13 protein-coding genes are annotated in these 15,714 nt (G+C 74.3%); 10 read left to right on the forward strand and 3 right to left on the reverse strand.

From position 1 onward, the window contains the following. The first annotated feature begins 214 nt into the window (after window positions 1-214). Window positions 215-3,070: a DEAD/DEAH box helicase gene (locus tag ACFV4F_RS22230; protein ID WP_380444400.1), complete on the forward strand. Its 2,856-nt coding sequence runs from the start codon at window positions 215-217 to the stop codon at window positions 3,068-3,070. Between the two features lie 77 nt (window positions 3,071-3,147). On the opposite strand, the gene ACFV4F_RS22235 is transcribed toward ACFV4F_RS22230, so the two are convergent. Together ACFV4F_RS22235 and ACFV4F_RS22240 are read right to left on the reverse strand one after the other, a co-directional pair. Further along, window positions 3,148-4,053, reverse strand: coding sequence for a 5'-3' exonuclease H3TH domain-containing protein (locus ACFV4F_RS22235; RefSeq protein WP_380504747.1), 906 nt, complete (start codon window positions 4,051-4,053; stop codon window positions 3,148-3,150). A gap of 76 nt (window positions 4,054-4,129) precedes the next feature. Beyond that, a complete protein-coding gene (locus ACFV4F_RS22240) occupies window positions 4,130-5,206 on the reverse strand; it encodes a cation diffusion facilitator family transporter (RefSeq protein WP_380504723.1) in 1,077 nt (358 codons plus the stop codon). Window positions 5,207-5,454: 248 nt separating this feature from the next. On the opposite strand from ACFV4F_RS22240, the gene ACFV4F_RS22245 reads away from it, so the two are divergent. From ACFV4F_RS22245 to ACFV4F_RS22270, 6 genes are all read left to right on the forward strand, one after another. Then, window positions 5,455-6,402 (forward strand): acyl-ACP desaturase, encoded by a 948-nt coding sequence (locus tag ACFV4F_RS22245; protein WP_380444333.1) that lies wholly within the window; start codon window positions 5,455-5,457, stop codon window positions 6,400-6,402. Window positions 6,403-6,474: 72 nt separating this feature from the next. Beyond that, the gene (locus ACFV4F_RS22250; RefSeq protein ID WP_380444331.1) at window positions 6,475-7,386 is read left to right on the forward strand and encodes a class I SAM-dependent methyltransferase; all 912 of its coding nucleotides are present in this window, start codon (window positions 6,475-6,477) and stop codon (window positions 7,384-7,386) included. Window positions 7,387-7,393: 7 nt separating this feature from the next. Continuing rightward, entirely contained in the window at window positions 7,394-8,827 is a 1,434-nt protein-coding gene (locus ACFV4F_RS22255; RefSeq protein WP_380504726.1) for an MFS transporter, read from the forward strand. 14 nt (window positions 8,828-8,841) lie between these two features. Continuing rightward, window positions 8,842-9,084, forward strand: a complete 243-nt coding sequence (locus ACFV4F_RS22260; protein WP_380504729.1) for an acyl carrier protein — start codon at window positions 8,842-8,844, stop codon at window positions 9,082-9,084. Then, window positions 9,081-10,304: a beta-ketoacyl-[acyl-carrier-protein] synthase family protein gene (locus tag ACFV4F_RS22265; RefSeq protein WP_380444325.1), complete on the forward strand. Its 1,224-nt coding sequence runs from the start codon at window positions 9,081-9,083 to the stop codon at window positions 10,302-10,304. The genes ACFV4F_RS22260 and ACFV4F_RS22265 overlap by 4 nt, the downstream gene beginning before the upstream one ends. Window positions 10,305-10,317: 13 nt before the next feature. Next, window positions 10,318-11,067 (forward strand): SGNH/GDSL hydrolase family protein, encoded by a 750-nt coding sequence (locus tag ACFV4F_RS22270; RefSeq protein ID WP_380504732.1) that lies wholly within the window; start codon window positions 10,318-10,320, stop codon window positions 11,065-11,067. A 74-nt stretch (window positions 11,068-11,141) separates the two neighbouring features. On the opposite strand, the gene ACFV4F_RS22275 is transcribed toward ACFV4F_RS22270, so the two are convergent. After that, a complete protein-coding gene (locus tag ACFV4F_RS22275) occupies window positions 11,142-11,870 on the reverse strand; it encodes a gamma-glutamyl-gamma-aminobutyrate hydrolase family protein (RefSeq protein ID WP_380504735.1) in 729 nt (242 codons plus the stop codon). A 158-nt stretch (window positions 11,871-12,028) separates the two neighbouring features. On the opposite strand from ACFV4F_RS22275, the gene ACFV4F_RS22280 reads away from it, so the two are divergent. The 3 genes from ACFV4F_RS22280 (at window position 12,029) to ACFV4F_RS22290 (ending at window position 15,584) form a co-directional block, all read left to right on the forward strand. Next, window positions 12,029-13,414 (forward strand): glutamine synthetase family protein, encoded by a 1,386-nt coding sequence (locus ACFV4F_RS22280; protein WP_380444319.1) that lies wholly within the window; start codon window positions 12,029-12,031, stop codon window positions 13,412-13,414. 5 nt (window positions 13,415-13,419) lie between these two features. Further along, window positions 13,420-14,220, forward strand: a complete 801-nt coding sequence (locus tag ACFV4F_RS22285) for a 3-oxoacyl-ACP reductase (RefSeq protein ID WP_380444317.1) — start codon at window positions 13,420-13,422, stop codon at window positions 14,218-14,220. A 149-nt stretch (window positions 14,221-14,369) separates the two neighbouring features. After that, entirely contained in the window at window positions 14,370-15,584 is a 1,215-nt protein-coding gene (locus ACFV4F_RS22290; RefSeq protein ID WP_380504738.1) for a DUF2510 domain-containing protein, read from the forward strand. Window positions 15,585-15,714: the final 130 nt, after the last annotated feature.

The raw sequence follows: 15,714 nt of genomic DNA on the forward strand, positions 1-15,714 counted from the left end.
GGTGCGGTCGAAGGTAGGGAGGACGGGCCGCTCTCCACCGGGATTGACCGGAGTCGTTCGAAGCTGGCCCGGATCAGATCACTTGAAGACATTTGCAACTATGGATCTGAGGGAGAACTGATCCGGTCCCGGAAAAAACGGTGCTATCGATGTCAGTCCACCCGGGTAACCTCTCGCTGAGATGCGAGATCACACCAACCCCACCCGGACGGCGATGAACACCCCTGAGCCCGAGCCCCACGACGACCGGGAGCTCAGCCCCGCCGAGGCGTACGCGGCCAGCCGTCGCCGGGCCGTGGAGCAGGCGACGGCCCTCCACGGCTTCCAGCAGCTGTACGACTTCCCGCTGGACGACTTCCAGGTCGAGGCCTGCCGGGCCCTGGAGGCGGGCGAGGGCGTCCTCGTCGCCGCCCCCACGGGCTCCGGGAAGACGATCGTCGGCGAGTTCGCCGTGCACCTGGCCCTGGCCGGCGGCCGCAAGTGCTTCTACACGACGCCGATCAAGGCGCTCTCCAACCAGAAGTACGGCGACCTGGTCAAGCGCTACGGCGCTGCCAAGGTCGGCCTGCTCACCGGCGACAACAGCGTCAACGGCGACGCCCCCGTGGTGGTCATGACCACCGAGGTGCTGCGCAACATGCTCTACGCGGGCTCCAGCACCCTCGACGGCCTCGGCTACGTCGTCATGGACGAGGTCCACTACCTCGCCGACCGCTTCCGCGGCGCCGTCTGGGAGGAGGTCATCATCCACCTCCCCGAGTCGGTCACCCTCGTCTCGCTCTCCGCGACCGTCTCCAACGCCGAGGAGTTCGGCGACTGGCTGGACACCGTCCGCGGCGGCACCCGGGTGATCGTCTCCGAGCACCGGCCGGTCCCGCTGTGGCAGCACGTGATGGCCGGCAACCGGATGTACGACCTGTTCGCCAGCCCCGACCGCGACGGGCGCCCCAAGCACAGCCTCAAGAACCCCGGCAAGGCGGTCAACCCCGAGCTCGTCCGGCTCGCCCGCTCGGAGCTCGACCGCAACCCGCGCGACCGCTTCGGCCGCGGCCGGGGCCGCTCCATGCCCAACGGCCGCCCCGGCCGGGTCTGGACGCCGGGCCGCGTCGACGTCATCGACCGGCTCGACGCCGAGGGCCTGCTGCCCGCGATCACCTTCATCTTCAGCCGGGCCGGCTGCGAGGCCGCCGTCCAGCAGTGCCTCAGCTCCGGGCTGCGGCTCAACAAGGACTCCGACCGCGCCCTGGTGCGATCCATCGTCGAGGAGCGCTGCGCCGACATCCCCGACGAGGACCTGCACGTCCTCGGCTACTTCGAGTGGCTGGACGGGCTGGAGCGCGGCATCGCCGCCCACCACGCCGGGATGCTGCCCCGGTTCAAGGAGGTCGTCGAGGAGCTGTTCGTGAAGGGCCTGGTCAAGGCCGTCTTCGCGACCGAGACCCTCGCGCTCGGCATCAACATGCCCGCCCGCTCGGTGGTCATGGAGAAGCTCGTCAAGTGGAACGGCGAGACCCACGCCGACATCACCCCCGGCGAGTACACCCAGCTCACCGGCCGCGCCGGGCGCCGCGGCATCGACGTCGAGGGCCACGCCGTCGTGCTCTGGCAGCGCGGCCTCGACCCGGAGGCGCTCGCCGGCCTGGCCGGCACCCGCACCTACCCGCTCAAGTCCTCGTTCCGGCCGTCCTACAACATGGCCGTCAACCTGGTCTCCCAGTTCGGCCGGCACCGCTCGCGCGAGCTGCTGGAGACGTCCTTCGCGCAGTTCCAGGCGGACCGCTCGGTCGTCGGCATCGCCCGCCAGGTGCAGCGCAACGAGGAGGGGCTGGACGGCTACCGCGCGTCGATGACCTGCCACCTCGGCGACTTCGACGAGTACATGGAGCTGCGCCGCAGCCTCAAGGACCGCGAGAACGAGCTCGCCCGCGAGGGCACCAGCCAGCGCCGCGCCGCCGCCGCCGAGTCCATCGAGCAGCTCAAGCCGGGCGACGTCATCCACGTGCCCACCGGCAAGTTCGCCGGCCTCGCCCTGGTCCTCGACCCGGGCCTGCCGCCGGTCGACCGCTCCGGCCGCGGCGGGTCGCGCCACCCGGACTTCCAGGACGGGCCGCGCCCGGTCGTGCTCACCGCCGAGCGCCAGGTCAAGCGACTCGCCATGATCGACTTCCCGCACCCGGTCGTCGCGATCGAGCGGGTGCGCATCCCCAAATCCTTCAACCCGCGCAGCCCGCAGTCCCGCCGCGACCTCGCCTCCGCGCTGCGCACCAAGGCCGGCCACCTGGAGCCCGAGCGCTTCCGGCGCGGGCGTGCCGCCGCCGCGGACGACCCCGAGATCACCCGGCTGCGCACCGTCCTGCGCCAGCACCCCTGCCACGGCTGCGACGAGCGCGAGGACCACGCCCGCTGGGCCGAGCGCTACCACCGGCTGCACCGCGACACCGAGTTGCTGGAGCGCAAGATGCGCTCCCGCACGCACACCATCGCCCGCACCTTCGACCGCGTCTGCGCGCTGCTCACCGACCTCGGGTACCTGAGCGGCGACACCGTCACCGACGACGGCAAGCGGCTCGGCCGGCTCTACGGCGAGCTCGACCTGCTCGCCTCCGAGTGCATCCGCGAGGGCGTCTGGAGCGGCCTGGCCGCCGCCGAACTCGCCGCCTGCGCCTCGGCGCTGGTGTACGAGTCGCGCCAGGCCGACGACGCCGGCGCCCCCCGGGTGCCGGAGGGCGCGGCCAAGGAGGCGCTCGGCAAGATGGTCCGCATCTGGGGCCACCTCGACGCCCTGGAGGAGCAGCACCGGATCAACACCGCCGAGGGCGTCGGCCAGCGCGAACCCGACCTGGGCTTCGCCTGGGTCGCCTACCGCTGGGCGCTCGGCCACAACCTCGACCAGGTGCTGCGCGACGCCGACATGCCGGCCGGCGACTTCGTCCGCTGGACCAAGCAGCTGATCGATGTCCTCGGCCAGATCCAGGACGCCGCCGGCGAGGACGCCGACCTGCGCAAGACCGCCCGTAAGGCCGTCGACGGCCTCCGCCGCGGCATCATCGCCTACTCCTCGGTGGGCTGAGGTCCCGCAAGGCGCCGAACAGGAAAGCCGCACGGGCTCCGGCCCGTGCGGCTTTTCCATGTCCGGGACCCGGCGGTTCAGCGGGTGGTGGCGAGGGCTTCCAGGAGGCGGTCCAGGGAGGTGCCGAGGCCCCAGCGGGTGGAGAGTTCTTCGAGGGTCATGGGGTCGAGGGGCTCGTGGGGGAGGACCAGGTCGAAGAGGGGGAGGGGGGCGTCGTCGGCCACGCGGACGACCTTCGGGGCGACGTCGAGGTAGGCGGCGCCCTCGACGATGTTGCGGCGGCGGGCGGGGGTGAGCCTGGAGGCGACGTCGAGGGCGGCGGCGCGGATGGCGGGGAGGTCGCCGTACTCGTTGATGAGCTGGGCGGCGGTCTTCTCGCCGATGCCCTTGACGCCCGGCAGGCCGTCGGACGGGTCGCCGCGCAGGGCGGCCATGTCGGCGTACTGGGCGCCGCGCACGCCGTACTTCTCCAGGAGCAGGGCGTCGTTCGTCACCTGCAGGTTGCCCATGCCCTTGACGGGGTAGAGGACGGTGATCTCGCGGGCGTCGTCGACGAGTTGGAACAGGTCGCGGTCGCCGGTGACGATCTGCACCGGGCCGGTGGCCCGGGCGGTGAGGGTGCCGATGACGTCGTCCGCCTCGTAGCCGGGGGAGCCGACGCGGGCGATGCCGAGCGCGTCCAGCACCTGCTCGATCACCGGGACCTGCGGGGCGAGGGTGTCGGGCACCTCCTCCTCGCCGTCCTCGGCGGCCTCGGCGACGCGGTGGGTCTTGTACGAGGGCACGAGGTCCACCCGCCACTGCGGGCGCCAGTCGGCGTCCATGCAGGCGACCAGCTGGTCGGGGCGGTGGTCGTGGACCAGCCGGGCGATGAAGTCCAGCAGGCCGCGGACGGCGTTGACCGGCTCACCCTGCGGCGAGCGCAGGGTGTCCGGTACGCCGAAGTAGGCCCGGAAGTACAGGCTGGCGGAGTCGAGCAGCATCAGTCGCGGTGCGGTCACGCCTCAGATCATGCCGTACGGGGCCGACGGACCGCCGGTTCCGGTGGGGCGCAGGTCGTCAGTGCTCGTGCGGTCCGGCGCGGTGCACCGGGCCGTGCGCGTCGGCGCAGTGCTCGGCGGACCGGTCGCCCGGGGTGGCGATCTGCAGCAGCGCGCCCGCCTCGTCCTCGCCGACGTGGTCGACCTGGAGCGTGCTGTGGGTGATCCCGTACTCGCCGGCGAGCCGGCGCTGGAGCTCGCGCCGCACGGCGTGGCAGTCCCCGCCGGGGGTGACCAGGATGTGCGCGGACAGGGCGGGCTGGCCCGAGGTGATCTCCCAGATGTGCAGGTCGTGGATCTCCTCGACCAGCGGCTCGGTGACCAGCCGGTCGGCGACGGCGTCCGGGTCGATGCCGGCCGGGGCGGCCTCCAGGAAGATCCGTCCGGAGTCCCGGACCAGGCCGATGCCCGCCTTGAGCATCAGGACGACGACGATCAGCGAGGCGATCGCGTCGGCCCGGGCGAAGCCGGTGGTCAGGACGACGAGGCCGGCGACTGCGGTGGCGATGAACGCGTACAGGTCGGTGAGGACGTGCTGGAAGGCGCCCTCGACGTTGAGCGAGCTGCGGTTGGCCTTCGACATGCACCAGGCGGCGGCGAGGTTGACGACGATGCCGATCAGCGCGGTGACCAGGACCAGCGAGCCGGTGACGGCCGGGGGTTCGATCAGCCGGGTGACCGCCTCGTAGCCCAGCCACGCGGACAGGACCAGCAGGGTGACGCCGTTGGCCTGCGCGGAGAGGATCTCGGCGCGCTTGAGCCCGTAGGTGTAGCCGCCGCGGGCCGGGCGGGCGGCGAGCCGCATCGCGATCAGCGCGAGGACGATCGAGGCGGCGTCGGTGAGCATGTGCGCGGCGTCGGAGATCAGGGCCAGCGACTGCGCGGCGAAGCCGACCACGACCTCGCCGGCCATGAAGACGACGATCAGGGCGAGGGCGCTGACCAGCCAGCGGCGGTCGGCGTCGGCGGAGACGCCGTGCGAATGGCCACCGTGCCCGTGGCCGTGCGCGTGCCCGCCGTGGCCGTGGCCGTGTCCGCGGCCGCCATGGTCGTGGTCATGCGCATGATCATCGTGGGGGTGCTCGTGCCCGGCCATCGAAGTCCTCTCTGGACGCACGGGTGGGAAGGGGGCGCGGCGCGATCGCCCCGCACCGGAAGTGAACCGCAGAATCGACAAAGATCCAAAGGCTGTACTGGTGACCGTTGTCGTTCCCGTTGGACCCTCCCCCGAACGGCCTTCGCATTGCCCATGGCATAGGCCTTGGTCAATCCGAGTGGGCATGTCACTCGGCCGAGTGAACGCGGCTTGCACCCCGCCGCGCGGGTCCGCGACGATCATGCCCCGTGAAGATCGCTACCACGGGGCCCGTCCGCTGGCTCGTCGAACTCGAAGCAACCGCAGAGGAATTGATGAATCGCCATCTCTCCTCGGCGCGCGAGTGGTTCCCGCACCAGTACGTCCCGTGGAGCCTCGGCCGGGACTTCGACGGCCCGCTCGGCGGGGAGCCCTGGCGCCCCGAGCAGTCCGCGATCGGCCCCGCCGTGCGCTCGGCCCTCGTCGTCAACCTCCTCACCGAGGACAACCTGCCCGGCTACCACTGGATCATCGGCGACCGGACCACCAGGGACGGCGCCTGGGGCGCGTGGCTGCACCAGTGGACGGCCGAGGAGGACCGCCACGCCGCCGCCCTCCGCGCCTACCTGCACGCCACCCGCGCCGTCGACCCGGTCGCCCTGGAGCGCGCCCGGATGGCGCACCTGCGCACCGGCACCCTCCCGGAGCCCGAGGGCGCGCTCGGCCTGATCGCGTACGCCGCCGTCCAGGAGCTCGCCACCCGGGTGAGCCACCGCAACACCGGCCGGCTCAGCGGCGACCCGGTGTGCGACCGGCTGCTCGCCCGCATCGCCCAGGACGAGAACCTGCACATGGTCTTCTACCGCGAGCTCCTGCGCGCCGCCGCCGAACTCGACGCCGACCGGGTGCTCGTCACGCTCGACGAGACGATCCGCGGCTTCGCGATGCCCGGCCAGGGCATGCCGGGCTTCGGCCGGATGGCCGCCGAGATCGCCGTCGCCGGCGTGTACGACCCGCGGGTGCACCACGACGAGGTCCTCGTCCCGCTGCTGCGCGCGCTCAAGGTCCTCGACCGGGGCGGGCTCGGCCCCGCCGGCGAGCAGGCCCGCGAGCGCATCGCCGAGCACCTCGAAGGCCTCGACGCCCGGGCCGCCCGCTTCGTCGAGCGCCGCGCCCAGGCCCTGGCCGTCCGCGCCCGCCGGGCCGAGGGCGCCTGAACCCCACCGCTCCACGAGCCCCACCGCTCCACGAGCCCGACCGCCCAGCCCGGCCGACCAGACAGGACCCGCATGACCACCGCCATCACGACCGCAGGCACCAGCGCCGAGGACATCGCCTTCCACTACGACCTCGGCAACGACTTCTACGCCCTCTGGCTCGACGAGACCCTCGCCTACACCGCCGCCAAGTGGGACGGCATCCCGCGCGACGAGCCCGACGCCACCGCGCTGCCCCGCGCCCAGCGGGCCAAGCTCGACCACCACCTCGACCTGGTCGGCGCCGGGCCGGGTGACGGCCTGCGGATCCTCGACGTCGGCTGCGGCTGGGGCGCGATGCTGGCGCACGCGAGCCGCGGCGACCGGGTCGGCGAGGCCGTCGGCCTCACCATCTCGCCGGCCCAGCACGCGTTCCTCGCCGCCCGTGCCCTGCCCGGCGTCGAAGCCCGGCTGGAGAGCTGGGAGGACCACGCACCGGAGCGCCCGTACGACGCGATCGTCTCGATGGGCGCCTTCGAGCACTTCGCCACCGCCGGCATGACGCGCGCCGAGCGGCTCGGCGTGTACGCCCGCTACTTCGAGTCCGGCCACCGCTGGCTGCGCCCCGGCGGCCGGATGTCGCTGCAGTCGATCGGCTACGACGGCGTGGCGGACGGCACCGGACCGCTGGGCGAGTTCGTCGGCAGCGACATCTTCCCGAACTGCACGCTGCCCCGGCTGAGCGAGATCGCCGCCGCCTGCGACCCGTACTTCTCGGTCGTGGTCCTCGCCGCCTCCGCCGAGGACTACGCGCGCACGCTGGCCGCCTGGTCGGCCCGGCTGCTGAAGGCGCGCGAGGCGGCCGAGCGGCTGGTCGGGGCGGACGGGTACCGCCGCTACCGGCGCTACCTGCGCGGCAGCGAAGTGACGTTCCTGCGCGGCGCCGCCACGCTCTACCGGATCGGCCTCCGGCGGCGTGACGAGCCGCTGCGGCTCCCGGTCTGAGGCCGGGGTGGCTTCCGGACGGAGGGCCTGGGCGGCGGTCGCGGTGGTCTGCGCCGCGCTGTTCCTGCTCGGCCTCGACTTCACCGTGCTCAACGTCGCCATCCCCGGCCTGCGCGCCGACCTCGGCCCGACGCTCGCCGAGACGCAGTGGATCGTCGACGGCTACGCGCTCGCGCTCGGCGGCTGCGTCCTGGCCGCCGGGGCGCTCGGCGACCGGTACGGCAGGCGGCGGGCCTTCCTCGCCGGGCTCGCGCTCTGCGGGCTGGCCTCGGTGGCCGGCGCCACCGGTCACGGTGCGGCCCAACTCGTCGCCGCCCGGTGCGGGATGGGGCTCGGTGCGGCGCTGTTCATGCCCGCCACCCTCTCCACCGTCGTGCACGTCCTGCCCGAACCGGCCGCCCGGCGGCGGGCGATCGGCATCTGGGCGGCGGTGGCCGGGGTCGGCGCGGTGTTCGGCCCGGTCGCGGGCGGTCTGCTGGTCCAGCGGTACGGCTGGCAGGCGGCCTTCTGGCTGAACGTCCCGGTGATCGCCGTGATCGGCGCGACGGCGCTCGCCGTCCTGCCCGAGTCCCGCGCACCCGAGGCGCGGCCGCTCGACCGGCCCGGCGCGCTGCTGTCCTGCGCCGGGCTGCTCGCGCTGGTGTGGGGCGTGATCGAGGCCCCGGGCCGGGGCTGGACCAGCGCCGGCGTGCTGACGGCGTTCGCCGTCGCGGTGCTGCTGATCGCCGTCTTCGTCCGGCGCCAACTCCGGTGCGCCGAACCGATGGTGCCGGTCCGGCTGCTGCGCGGCGGGCCGGTCTGGCCGGCCACGCTGTCGCTCGCGCTGATGTCCTTCGCCATGTTCGGCGCGATGTTCCTGCTGACGCTCCACCTCCAGCAGGTCCGCGGTCTGTCCGCATGGCAGGCCGGGGTGCGGATGGTCCCGCTCTCCCTCGGACTCGCCACCGGTGCGCTCCTCGGGCCCGTGCTGGCACGGCGGTCGGGTGCCCGGGTGCCGTGCGCCGGCGGCCTGGCGCTGATCGCGGCCGGGTTCGTCCAGCTGGGCGGACTGACCGTCGGCTCCGGGGACGCCCCGGTGCTGCTGTTCGAGGGCCTCGCCGGCGTCGGCGCAGGGTTGCTCGCGCCGGTCGCGACCGAGCTGGTGATGAGCGCCGTTCCGGAGGGCGCGGCCGGGGTCGGCTCGGCCCTCAACGACGCCACCCGGCAGGTCGGTTCGACCCTCGGGGTGGCCGTGCTGGGCTCGGTCCTGGCCACCGCGCTCGAACGGGCCCGCCCGGTGGATCCGGCCGCCTTCGCCCTGGCGTTCACCGACGGCCTCGGCGCCGCGGCCGTGGTCGGCGGTGCGGTCGCCCTGCTCGCCGCCATCCTCGCCTGGCGTCGCCTGCCGGGTCTCGACCGGCCCGCCGTCCGCGACCTCGATTCTTCGACAACCACGTCCTGAAGGGAAGTCCACCCATGTCCTCGACCTACGAGACCCTCCGCTCCTGCCTCGTCGACGAGTTCGACGTCCTGCCCGCCCGCGTCACCCCCGACGCCACCCTGGCCTCGCTCGACCTCGACAGCCTCGCCCTGGTCGAGCTCTCGCTGCTCGTCGAGGAGCGGATCGGCGTCACCGTCGCCGACATCACCCCCGACCGCACCCTCGGCGAGCTCGCCGCCCACGCGGACGCCACTCTCGCCGCGGAGGGCGTCAGTTGAGCACCCGTGCGGTGGCCGTCACCGGGCTCGGGCTGGTCACCCCGGCCGGCAGCGGCGCGGCGGCGGTCTGGGAGCGCTTCCTGGACGCCGGACCGACCGCCCGGCCGGATCCCGAACTCGCGGGCCTCGCCGTCGACTTCTCCTGCCGGCTGGACGGCTTCGACCCGCCGGCCCTGCTCGGCGGCCGGCTCGCCCGGCGGCTCGACCGCTTCTGCCAGATGGCCGTGGTCGCCGCCCGGCAGGCGGTGGCCGACGCCGGGCTCGACCCGGCGGAGTGGGACGGCACGCGGGTGGGCGCCGTCCTCGGCGTCAGCGCGAACAGCTCGCACACGTACGCCGTCGAGTACGCCCGCCTCGCCGAGGGCCGCGCCGACCGGATCTCGCCGCTGATGCTGCCGCGCAGCATCCCCAACATGGCCGCCGGGGAGGTCGCCCTCGACCTCGGCGTGCTCGGCCCGAGCCTGGTCACCAGCACCGCGTGCGCCTCGGGCACCACCGCGCTCGCGCTCGCCTGCGACCTCATCCGCTCCGGCACCTGCGACCTCGTCCTCGCCGGCGGCACCGACAGCGCCCGCACCGCGATGACGGCCGCCGCCTTCGACCGGCTCGGCGCGCTGTCGCGCCGCCGCCACGACCCGGCCGGCGCCTCCCGCCCGTTCGACGCCGACCGGGACGGCTTCGTGCTCGCCGAGGGCGCGGGCGTCCTCGTCCTCGAACGCCTCGGCCACGCCCGGGCCCGCGGGGTGCGCCCGCGCGCCCTCCTCGCCGGGCACGGCGCCTCCAGCGACGCCCACCACTTCACGGCCCCGCACCCCGGTGGCGACGGCCTCGCCCGCGCCGTGCGGGCCGCCCTCGCCGACGCCGGGCTGGCGCCGTACGAGATCGGGCACGTCAACGCGCACGGCACCGGTACCCCGCTCAACGACCCGGCCGAGGCGGCCGCGCTGCGGCAGGTGTTCCACCGGCCGCCGCCGGTGACCGCCAACAAGAGCGTCATCGGCCACACGATGGGCGCGGCCGGGGCGATCGAGGCGGCGGTCGCCGTCCTGTCCCTCCAGCACCGGCTCGTCCCGCCCACCGCCAACCTCGACCGGCTCGACGACGCCGTCGACCTCGACGTCGTCACCAAGGCGCCGCGCCCGCTCGCCGTCCCCACCGCCCTGTCCGTCTCCAGCGGCTTCGGCGGCCAGAACGCCGCCGTCGTGCTCACCGCCGCCTGAACCCGGAGCCCCGATGTTCCTCCCCCTCGCCCGGCTCTACGCCCGCCTGGTGTTCCGCCGCCCGCCCGCCGACTGGTCGGTCCCCGCGCCGGACGGGCGGTACGAGTCCACCGGGTCCACCGAACCCGCCGCCCCCGGCGACGACCGGCCGCTGACGCTGCTCGTGCTCGGCGACTCGCTCGCCCAGAGCGTCGGCGCCCGGCGTCCGGGGCAGACCCTCGGCGCCCGGCTCGCCCAAGGCCTCGCCGAGGGCACCGGCCGCCCGGTCCTCCTGCGCGTCCACGCCCGGGCCGGCGCCACCACGGCCGCCGTCGGCCGGCAGGTGCTGCGGGCGGCGCGGCTGCGGCCGGGGATCGCGGTGCTGATCGTCGGCGGGAACGACGTCCTGCTGCCCGCGCCGCTCGGCCGGGCCGCCCGCCGCTTCGCCCACCTGGCGCAGGCGCTGCGGGAGGCCGGCTGGGAACTGGTCGTCGTGCCGTGCCCCGACCCCGGTTACGCTCCGGGCTTCCGCCGCCCGGCCCGCTGGATCGGCCACGTCCGCTCCGGCCGCCTCGCCCGCCGCCACACCCGCACCGCCGTCCGCACCGGCGCCCACCTGGCCCCCACGTCGGGCCCCGAGTTCCGGGACCGGGCCGACACCCTCCTGAGCCCCGACGGCGTCCACCCGTCCCCGGCGGGCTACGCCGCCCACGCCACCCGGATGCTCCCCACCCTCCTGGAGGCGGCGGCGCAGATCCGGCTCCCCGTCCCCGCGGCCGGCTGACCGACGGGTCCCCGCGTCTCCCATCCGGGGCGCGGGGAGGGCGACAAAGTGCTGGCGCAGCAGGCGAGTTGCCGCTACGCCAGCACGACGGCGTCCAACTGCGCCGCCGTCGCCGCCCGCACGAGCGCCCGCATCACCCGAAGGTCGTCCCCCTGCTCCGGGTGCCACTGCACGCCCAGCGTGAACCCCGGCCCCTCCACCGCCTCCACCGTGCCGTCCGGCGCGTGCGCCGAGACCCTTAGGCCGGCCCCGACCCGGTCCACCGCTTGGTGGTGGAAGGTCGGCACCTCCAGTTCGCTCTCCGGCAGCAGCCCGCCCAGCAGCGTCCCGGGCACCGGCCGCACCGGGTGCGTCCCGTACCTGCCCGGCGAGCCGTTGTGCACGTCCACGTCGACGACGTCCGGCAGGTGCTGGACGAGCGTCCCCCCGCACACGACGTTGAGCACCTGCATGCCCCGGCAGATCCCCAGCAGCGGCATGCCCGCCGCGAGCGCGCCGCGCAGCAGCGCGACCTCCCACACGTCCCGTTCCGGCGAGTCGACCTCGGTGCGCGGGTGGGCCACCGCGCCGTAGTACGCCGGATCGAGGTCCGGCCCGCCGGCGATGACGAGGGCGTCGAGCCGCGCGAGGACGTCGGGCGCGCGTTCCGGGGCGTCCGGCGGGAGGAGGACGGCGATGCCGCCGGAGTCCTGGACGTAGGCGGTGTACCGCTCGGGCACGAGTGCCACCCGGCGGCCCCGCCAGTCGCTCCAACTCGCGTCCACCACGTAGGTGCTGACGCCGATGAAAGGCCTGCGATCCATGGCGCGCATTCTGCACCCGTCACGTCCCTTCCCACGTCAACCACGCATCCCGGCGCGCCACACCCGCCCGCCCTCTTCCGCCCCGCGAGCCGCAGGCCGTACGGTTCGCTGTGACCGCCTGATCTCGAAGAGTGATCGAGGAGAAGGGTTCCGTCGCCATGTCCGAGAACGCCGCCGCAGGCGGGCCGCCGCGGGCCCCGCTCACGCTGGACGAACTGCGCACCCTGGTGGACGCCGGCGAGGTGCACACCGTCGCCCTCGCCTTCACCGACATGCAGGGCCGTCTGCAGGGCAAGCGGTTCGCCGCCCGGTTCTTCCTCGACGAGGTCGTCGAGAACGGCGCCGAGGCCTGCGACTACCTGCTGGCCGTCGACGTCGACCTCAACACCGTCGACGGTTACGCCTTCTCCTCCTGGGCCACCGGCTACGGCGACTTCGCGATGCGCCCCGACCTCGCCACGCTGCGCCTGACCCCGTGGCAGCCCGGCACCGCCCAGGTCACCGCCGACCTGGCCCGGCACGGCGGCCACCCGGTGGACGCGGCGCCGCGCCAGCTGCTGCGCCGCCAGATCGCGCGCCTGGCCGAGCACGGGCTGGCCGCCGACATCGGCACGGAACTGGAGTTCCTGGTCTTCCGGGACACCTACGAGCAGGCCTGGCTGGGCGGTTACCGCGGCCTGACCCCGGCGAACCTGTACAACGTCGACTACTCGATGCTCGGCACCGCCCGGGTCGAGCCGCTGCTGTCGCGCATCCGCAACGAGATGGCGGGCGCGGGCCTGACCGTCGAGTCGGCGAAGGGCGAGTGCAACCTCGGCCAGCACGAGATCGCCTTCCGCTACGCCGACGCCCTCACCACGTGCGACCAGCACAGCGTCTACAAGACCGGCGCGAAGGAGATCGCCGCCCAGCTGGGCTGCGCGCTCACCTTCATGGCCAAGTACGACGAGCGCGAGGGCAACAGCTGCCACATCCACCTGTCGCTGCGGGACGCCGTCGGCGCGCCCGCGTTCGCGGACCGGGACGGCCGGATGACCGACACGATGCGGCACTTCCTGGCCGGACAGCTCGTCGCGCTGCGCGAGTTCGGCCTGCTGTACGCGCCGAACATCAACTCGTACAAGCGGTACCGCCCCGGCTCGTTCGCGCCGACGGCGGTGGCCTGGGGCCGGGACAACCGCACCTGCGCCTACCGGGTGGTCGGTCACGGCCCCGGCCTGCGGATGGAGAACCGGGTGCCCGGCGGGGACGTCAACCCGTACCTCGCGGTGGCCGGGATGATCGCGGCCGGCCTGCACGGCGTCCAGCAGAAGCTGGATCTGCCCGCGCCGTGCCTGGGCAACGCGTACGCCGTCGAGGAGTACGCCCGGGTGCCGGGCTCGCTGCGCGAGGCCGCCGACCTGTGGGCCGGCAGCGAGCTCGCCCGGACGGCCTTCGGGGACGACGTGGTGGAGCACTACCTGAACATGGCCCGGGTCGAGCAGTCCGCGTACGACGGCGCCGTGACCGACTGGGAGCGCTACCGCTCCTTCGAACGGATGTGAGGCCGATGACCGGGAAGGGTTCCGCGCACGAGGACGTGGTCTGCCGACGCCTGGTCGGCCGCACCGCCGTGATCACCGGCGCGGGCAGCGGCATCGGCCTGGCCGCGGCGCGCCGGCTGGCCGCCGAGGGCGCGAAGGTGGTGTGCGCGGACCTCGACGAGGCGAGCGGCAGGGCGGCGGCGAAGGAGGTCGGCGGCCTGTTCGTGCACACCGACGTCACCGACCCGTACATGGTCGAGGCGCTGTTCGACGAGGCCTACGAGACGTGCGGCAGCGTCGACGTGGCCTTCAACAACGCCGGCATCTCGCCCCCGGAGGACGACTCGATCCTGACCACCGGCCTGGAGGCGTGGCGGCGGGTCCAGGAGGTCAACCTGACCTCCGTCTACCTGTGCTGCAAGGCGGCGCTGCCGTACATGCGCCGGCACGGGCGGGGCTCGATCATCAACACGGCGAGCTTCGTGGCCCGGATGGGCGCGGCGACCTCGCAGATCTCCTACACCGCCTCGAAGGGCGGGGTGCTCGCGATGTCCCGCGAGCTGGGCGTGCAGTTCGCGCGGGAAGGGATCCGGGTGAACGCGCTGTCGCCGGGGCCGGTGGACACCCCGCTGCTGCGGGAGCTGTTCGCGAAGGACCCGGAGCGGGCCGCGCGCCGCCTGGTGCACATCCCGCTGGGCCGGTTCGCCCGCCCGGAGGAGATCGCGGCGGCGGTGGCGTTCCTGGCCAGTGACGACTCGTCGTTCATCACCGCGAGCGAGTTCCTGGTCGACGGCGGCATCGCCGGGGCGTACGTCACGCCGCTGTAGACCGCCCCGCCGGGCCGCCGCCCCGCCGCCTCGCCGGGAGCGGCCCGGGGGCCGTCCAGGGTGCTTCTCACCGTAATCTCATCCGGAAGCACGGGAATTCACGCTTGTGCTGATTTCGCGTTTATCCGCCTGCCTTTACATTCTTTGGTGTGAGTGAGCAGATTCCCGCCGGGTGGTACCCGGACCCCAAGGACACCAGCAGCGACCCGAGACCGCAGCGCTGGTGGGACGGCAAGGGCTGGACGGCCAGCACCCGGCCCGCACCCTCGGACGCGCCGACGCCGGAGCCCCCGGCCGCCGACGCTCCGGGGCCGGGGACGGCCGAGGAGCCCGCGGCGGCGGCCGGCGGGCCGACGGTCCTGGAGGGCGAGGTGCTGGAGAGCGGGACGGTCCGCTATCCGGAGCCGCCGCCCTTCGGCACCGCGTACGGCGCCGAGGTGCCGCCGCCGGCCAAGGCCCGGCGCAAGCCCTCCAAGCTGGTCGTGGCGACCGTCGTGGCGGCGCTGGTCGGCCTGGGCGTCGGCTCGGGGGTGACGTACCTCGCGATGGACGGCCACGGCGACCGCACGCAGCGCGTGGCGAAGCCGCAGGCCGCGCCCTGGGAGAACGGCCCGTGGAACGACTTCCCCGGCCTGGGCGGCGGCAGCGGCGGCCCCGGGGGCGGCGGCTCGGGCGGCAACGGTGGCGGCAACGGCAAGGGCGGCAGCGGCGGCAACGGTTCCGGTGGTTCCGGCGGCAACGGCAAGACCCGCCCCGGCTCCGGCGGCGCGATCGACCTGGTCAACCGGATCACCCTGCCCGTCCCGTCCGGCTGGGACGCGGGCAGCACCCGCGACGGCTTCGCGTCGATGAGCGTCGGCACCTACACCTGCGCGGGCGGCGGCACCGGCACCTGCACCCTCGGCGGCGTGAACACCGGCCACATCGACGGCGCCACGGACGTCCAGGCAGCGGCGAAGAGCGACATCACCCAGGCCGCCAAGGACGCCTACGGCGACATCACCGGCCACCAGGAGCTCAAGTCCGAGGCCGTCACCGTGAACGGCAAGAGCGGCTACCTCGTCCGCTGGAAGGTCGACGCGCCCACCGGCAACAACGGCTACGTGCAGACCGTGGTCTTCCCGTCCGCCGACGGCACCGGCCTGGTCTCGGTGCACTTCGGCTTCGACATCGCGGACAAGGCGCCGGACCCCGCGGTGATGGACACCATCGTCAAGGGCATCGGCGACTACAAGGGCAAGTTGCCCTCGATCCCGCTGCCCGGCGGCGGCACCGGTGGGGCGGGCGGCGCAGGCGGCTCGGGCAGCACCGGTGGCTCCGGCGACCCGGGCACGGGTGGCACCACCACCACCACCGCCACCTGAGCGGCGGCGACTCCTCACGCACCAGCGGGGGGGGGGCCCCCCCCCCCCCGGGGGGGGCGGGCGGGGGGGGGGCGCGCCCGCCCCCGGGGGGGCGCCGGCGCGGGGGGGGGGGGGGGCGCCCCCCCCCCGT

Origin of the sequence: Kitasatospora sp. NPDC059722, from assembly GCF_042733235.1 — a bacterium.
Lineage (GTDB): Bacteria > Actinomycetota > Actinomycetes > Streptomycetales > Streptomycetaceae > Kitasatospora.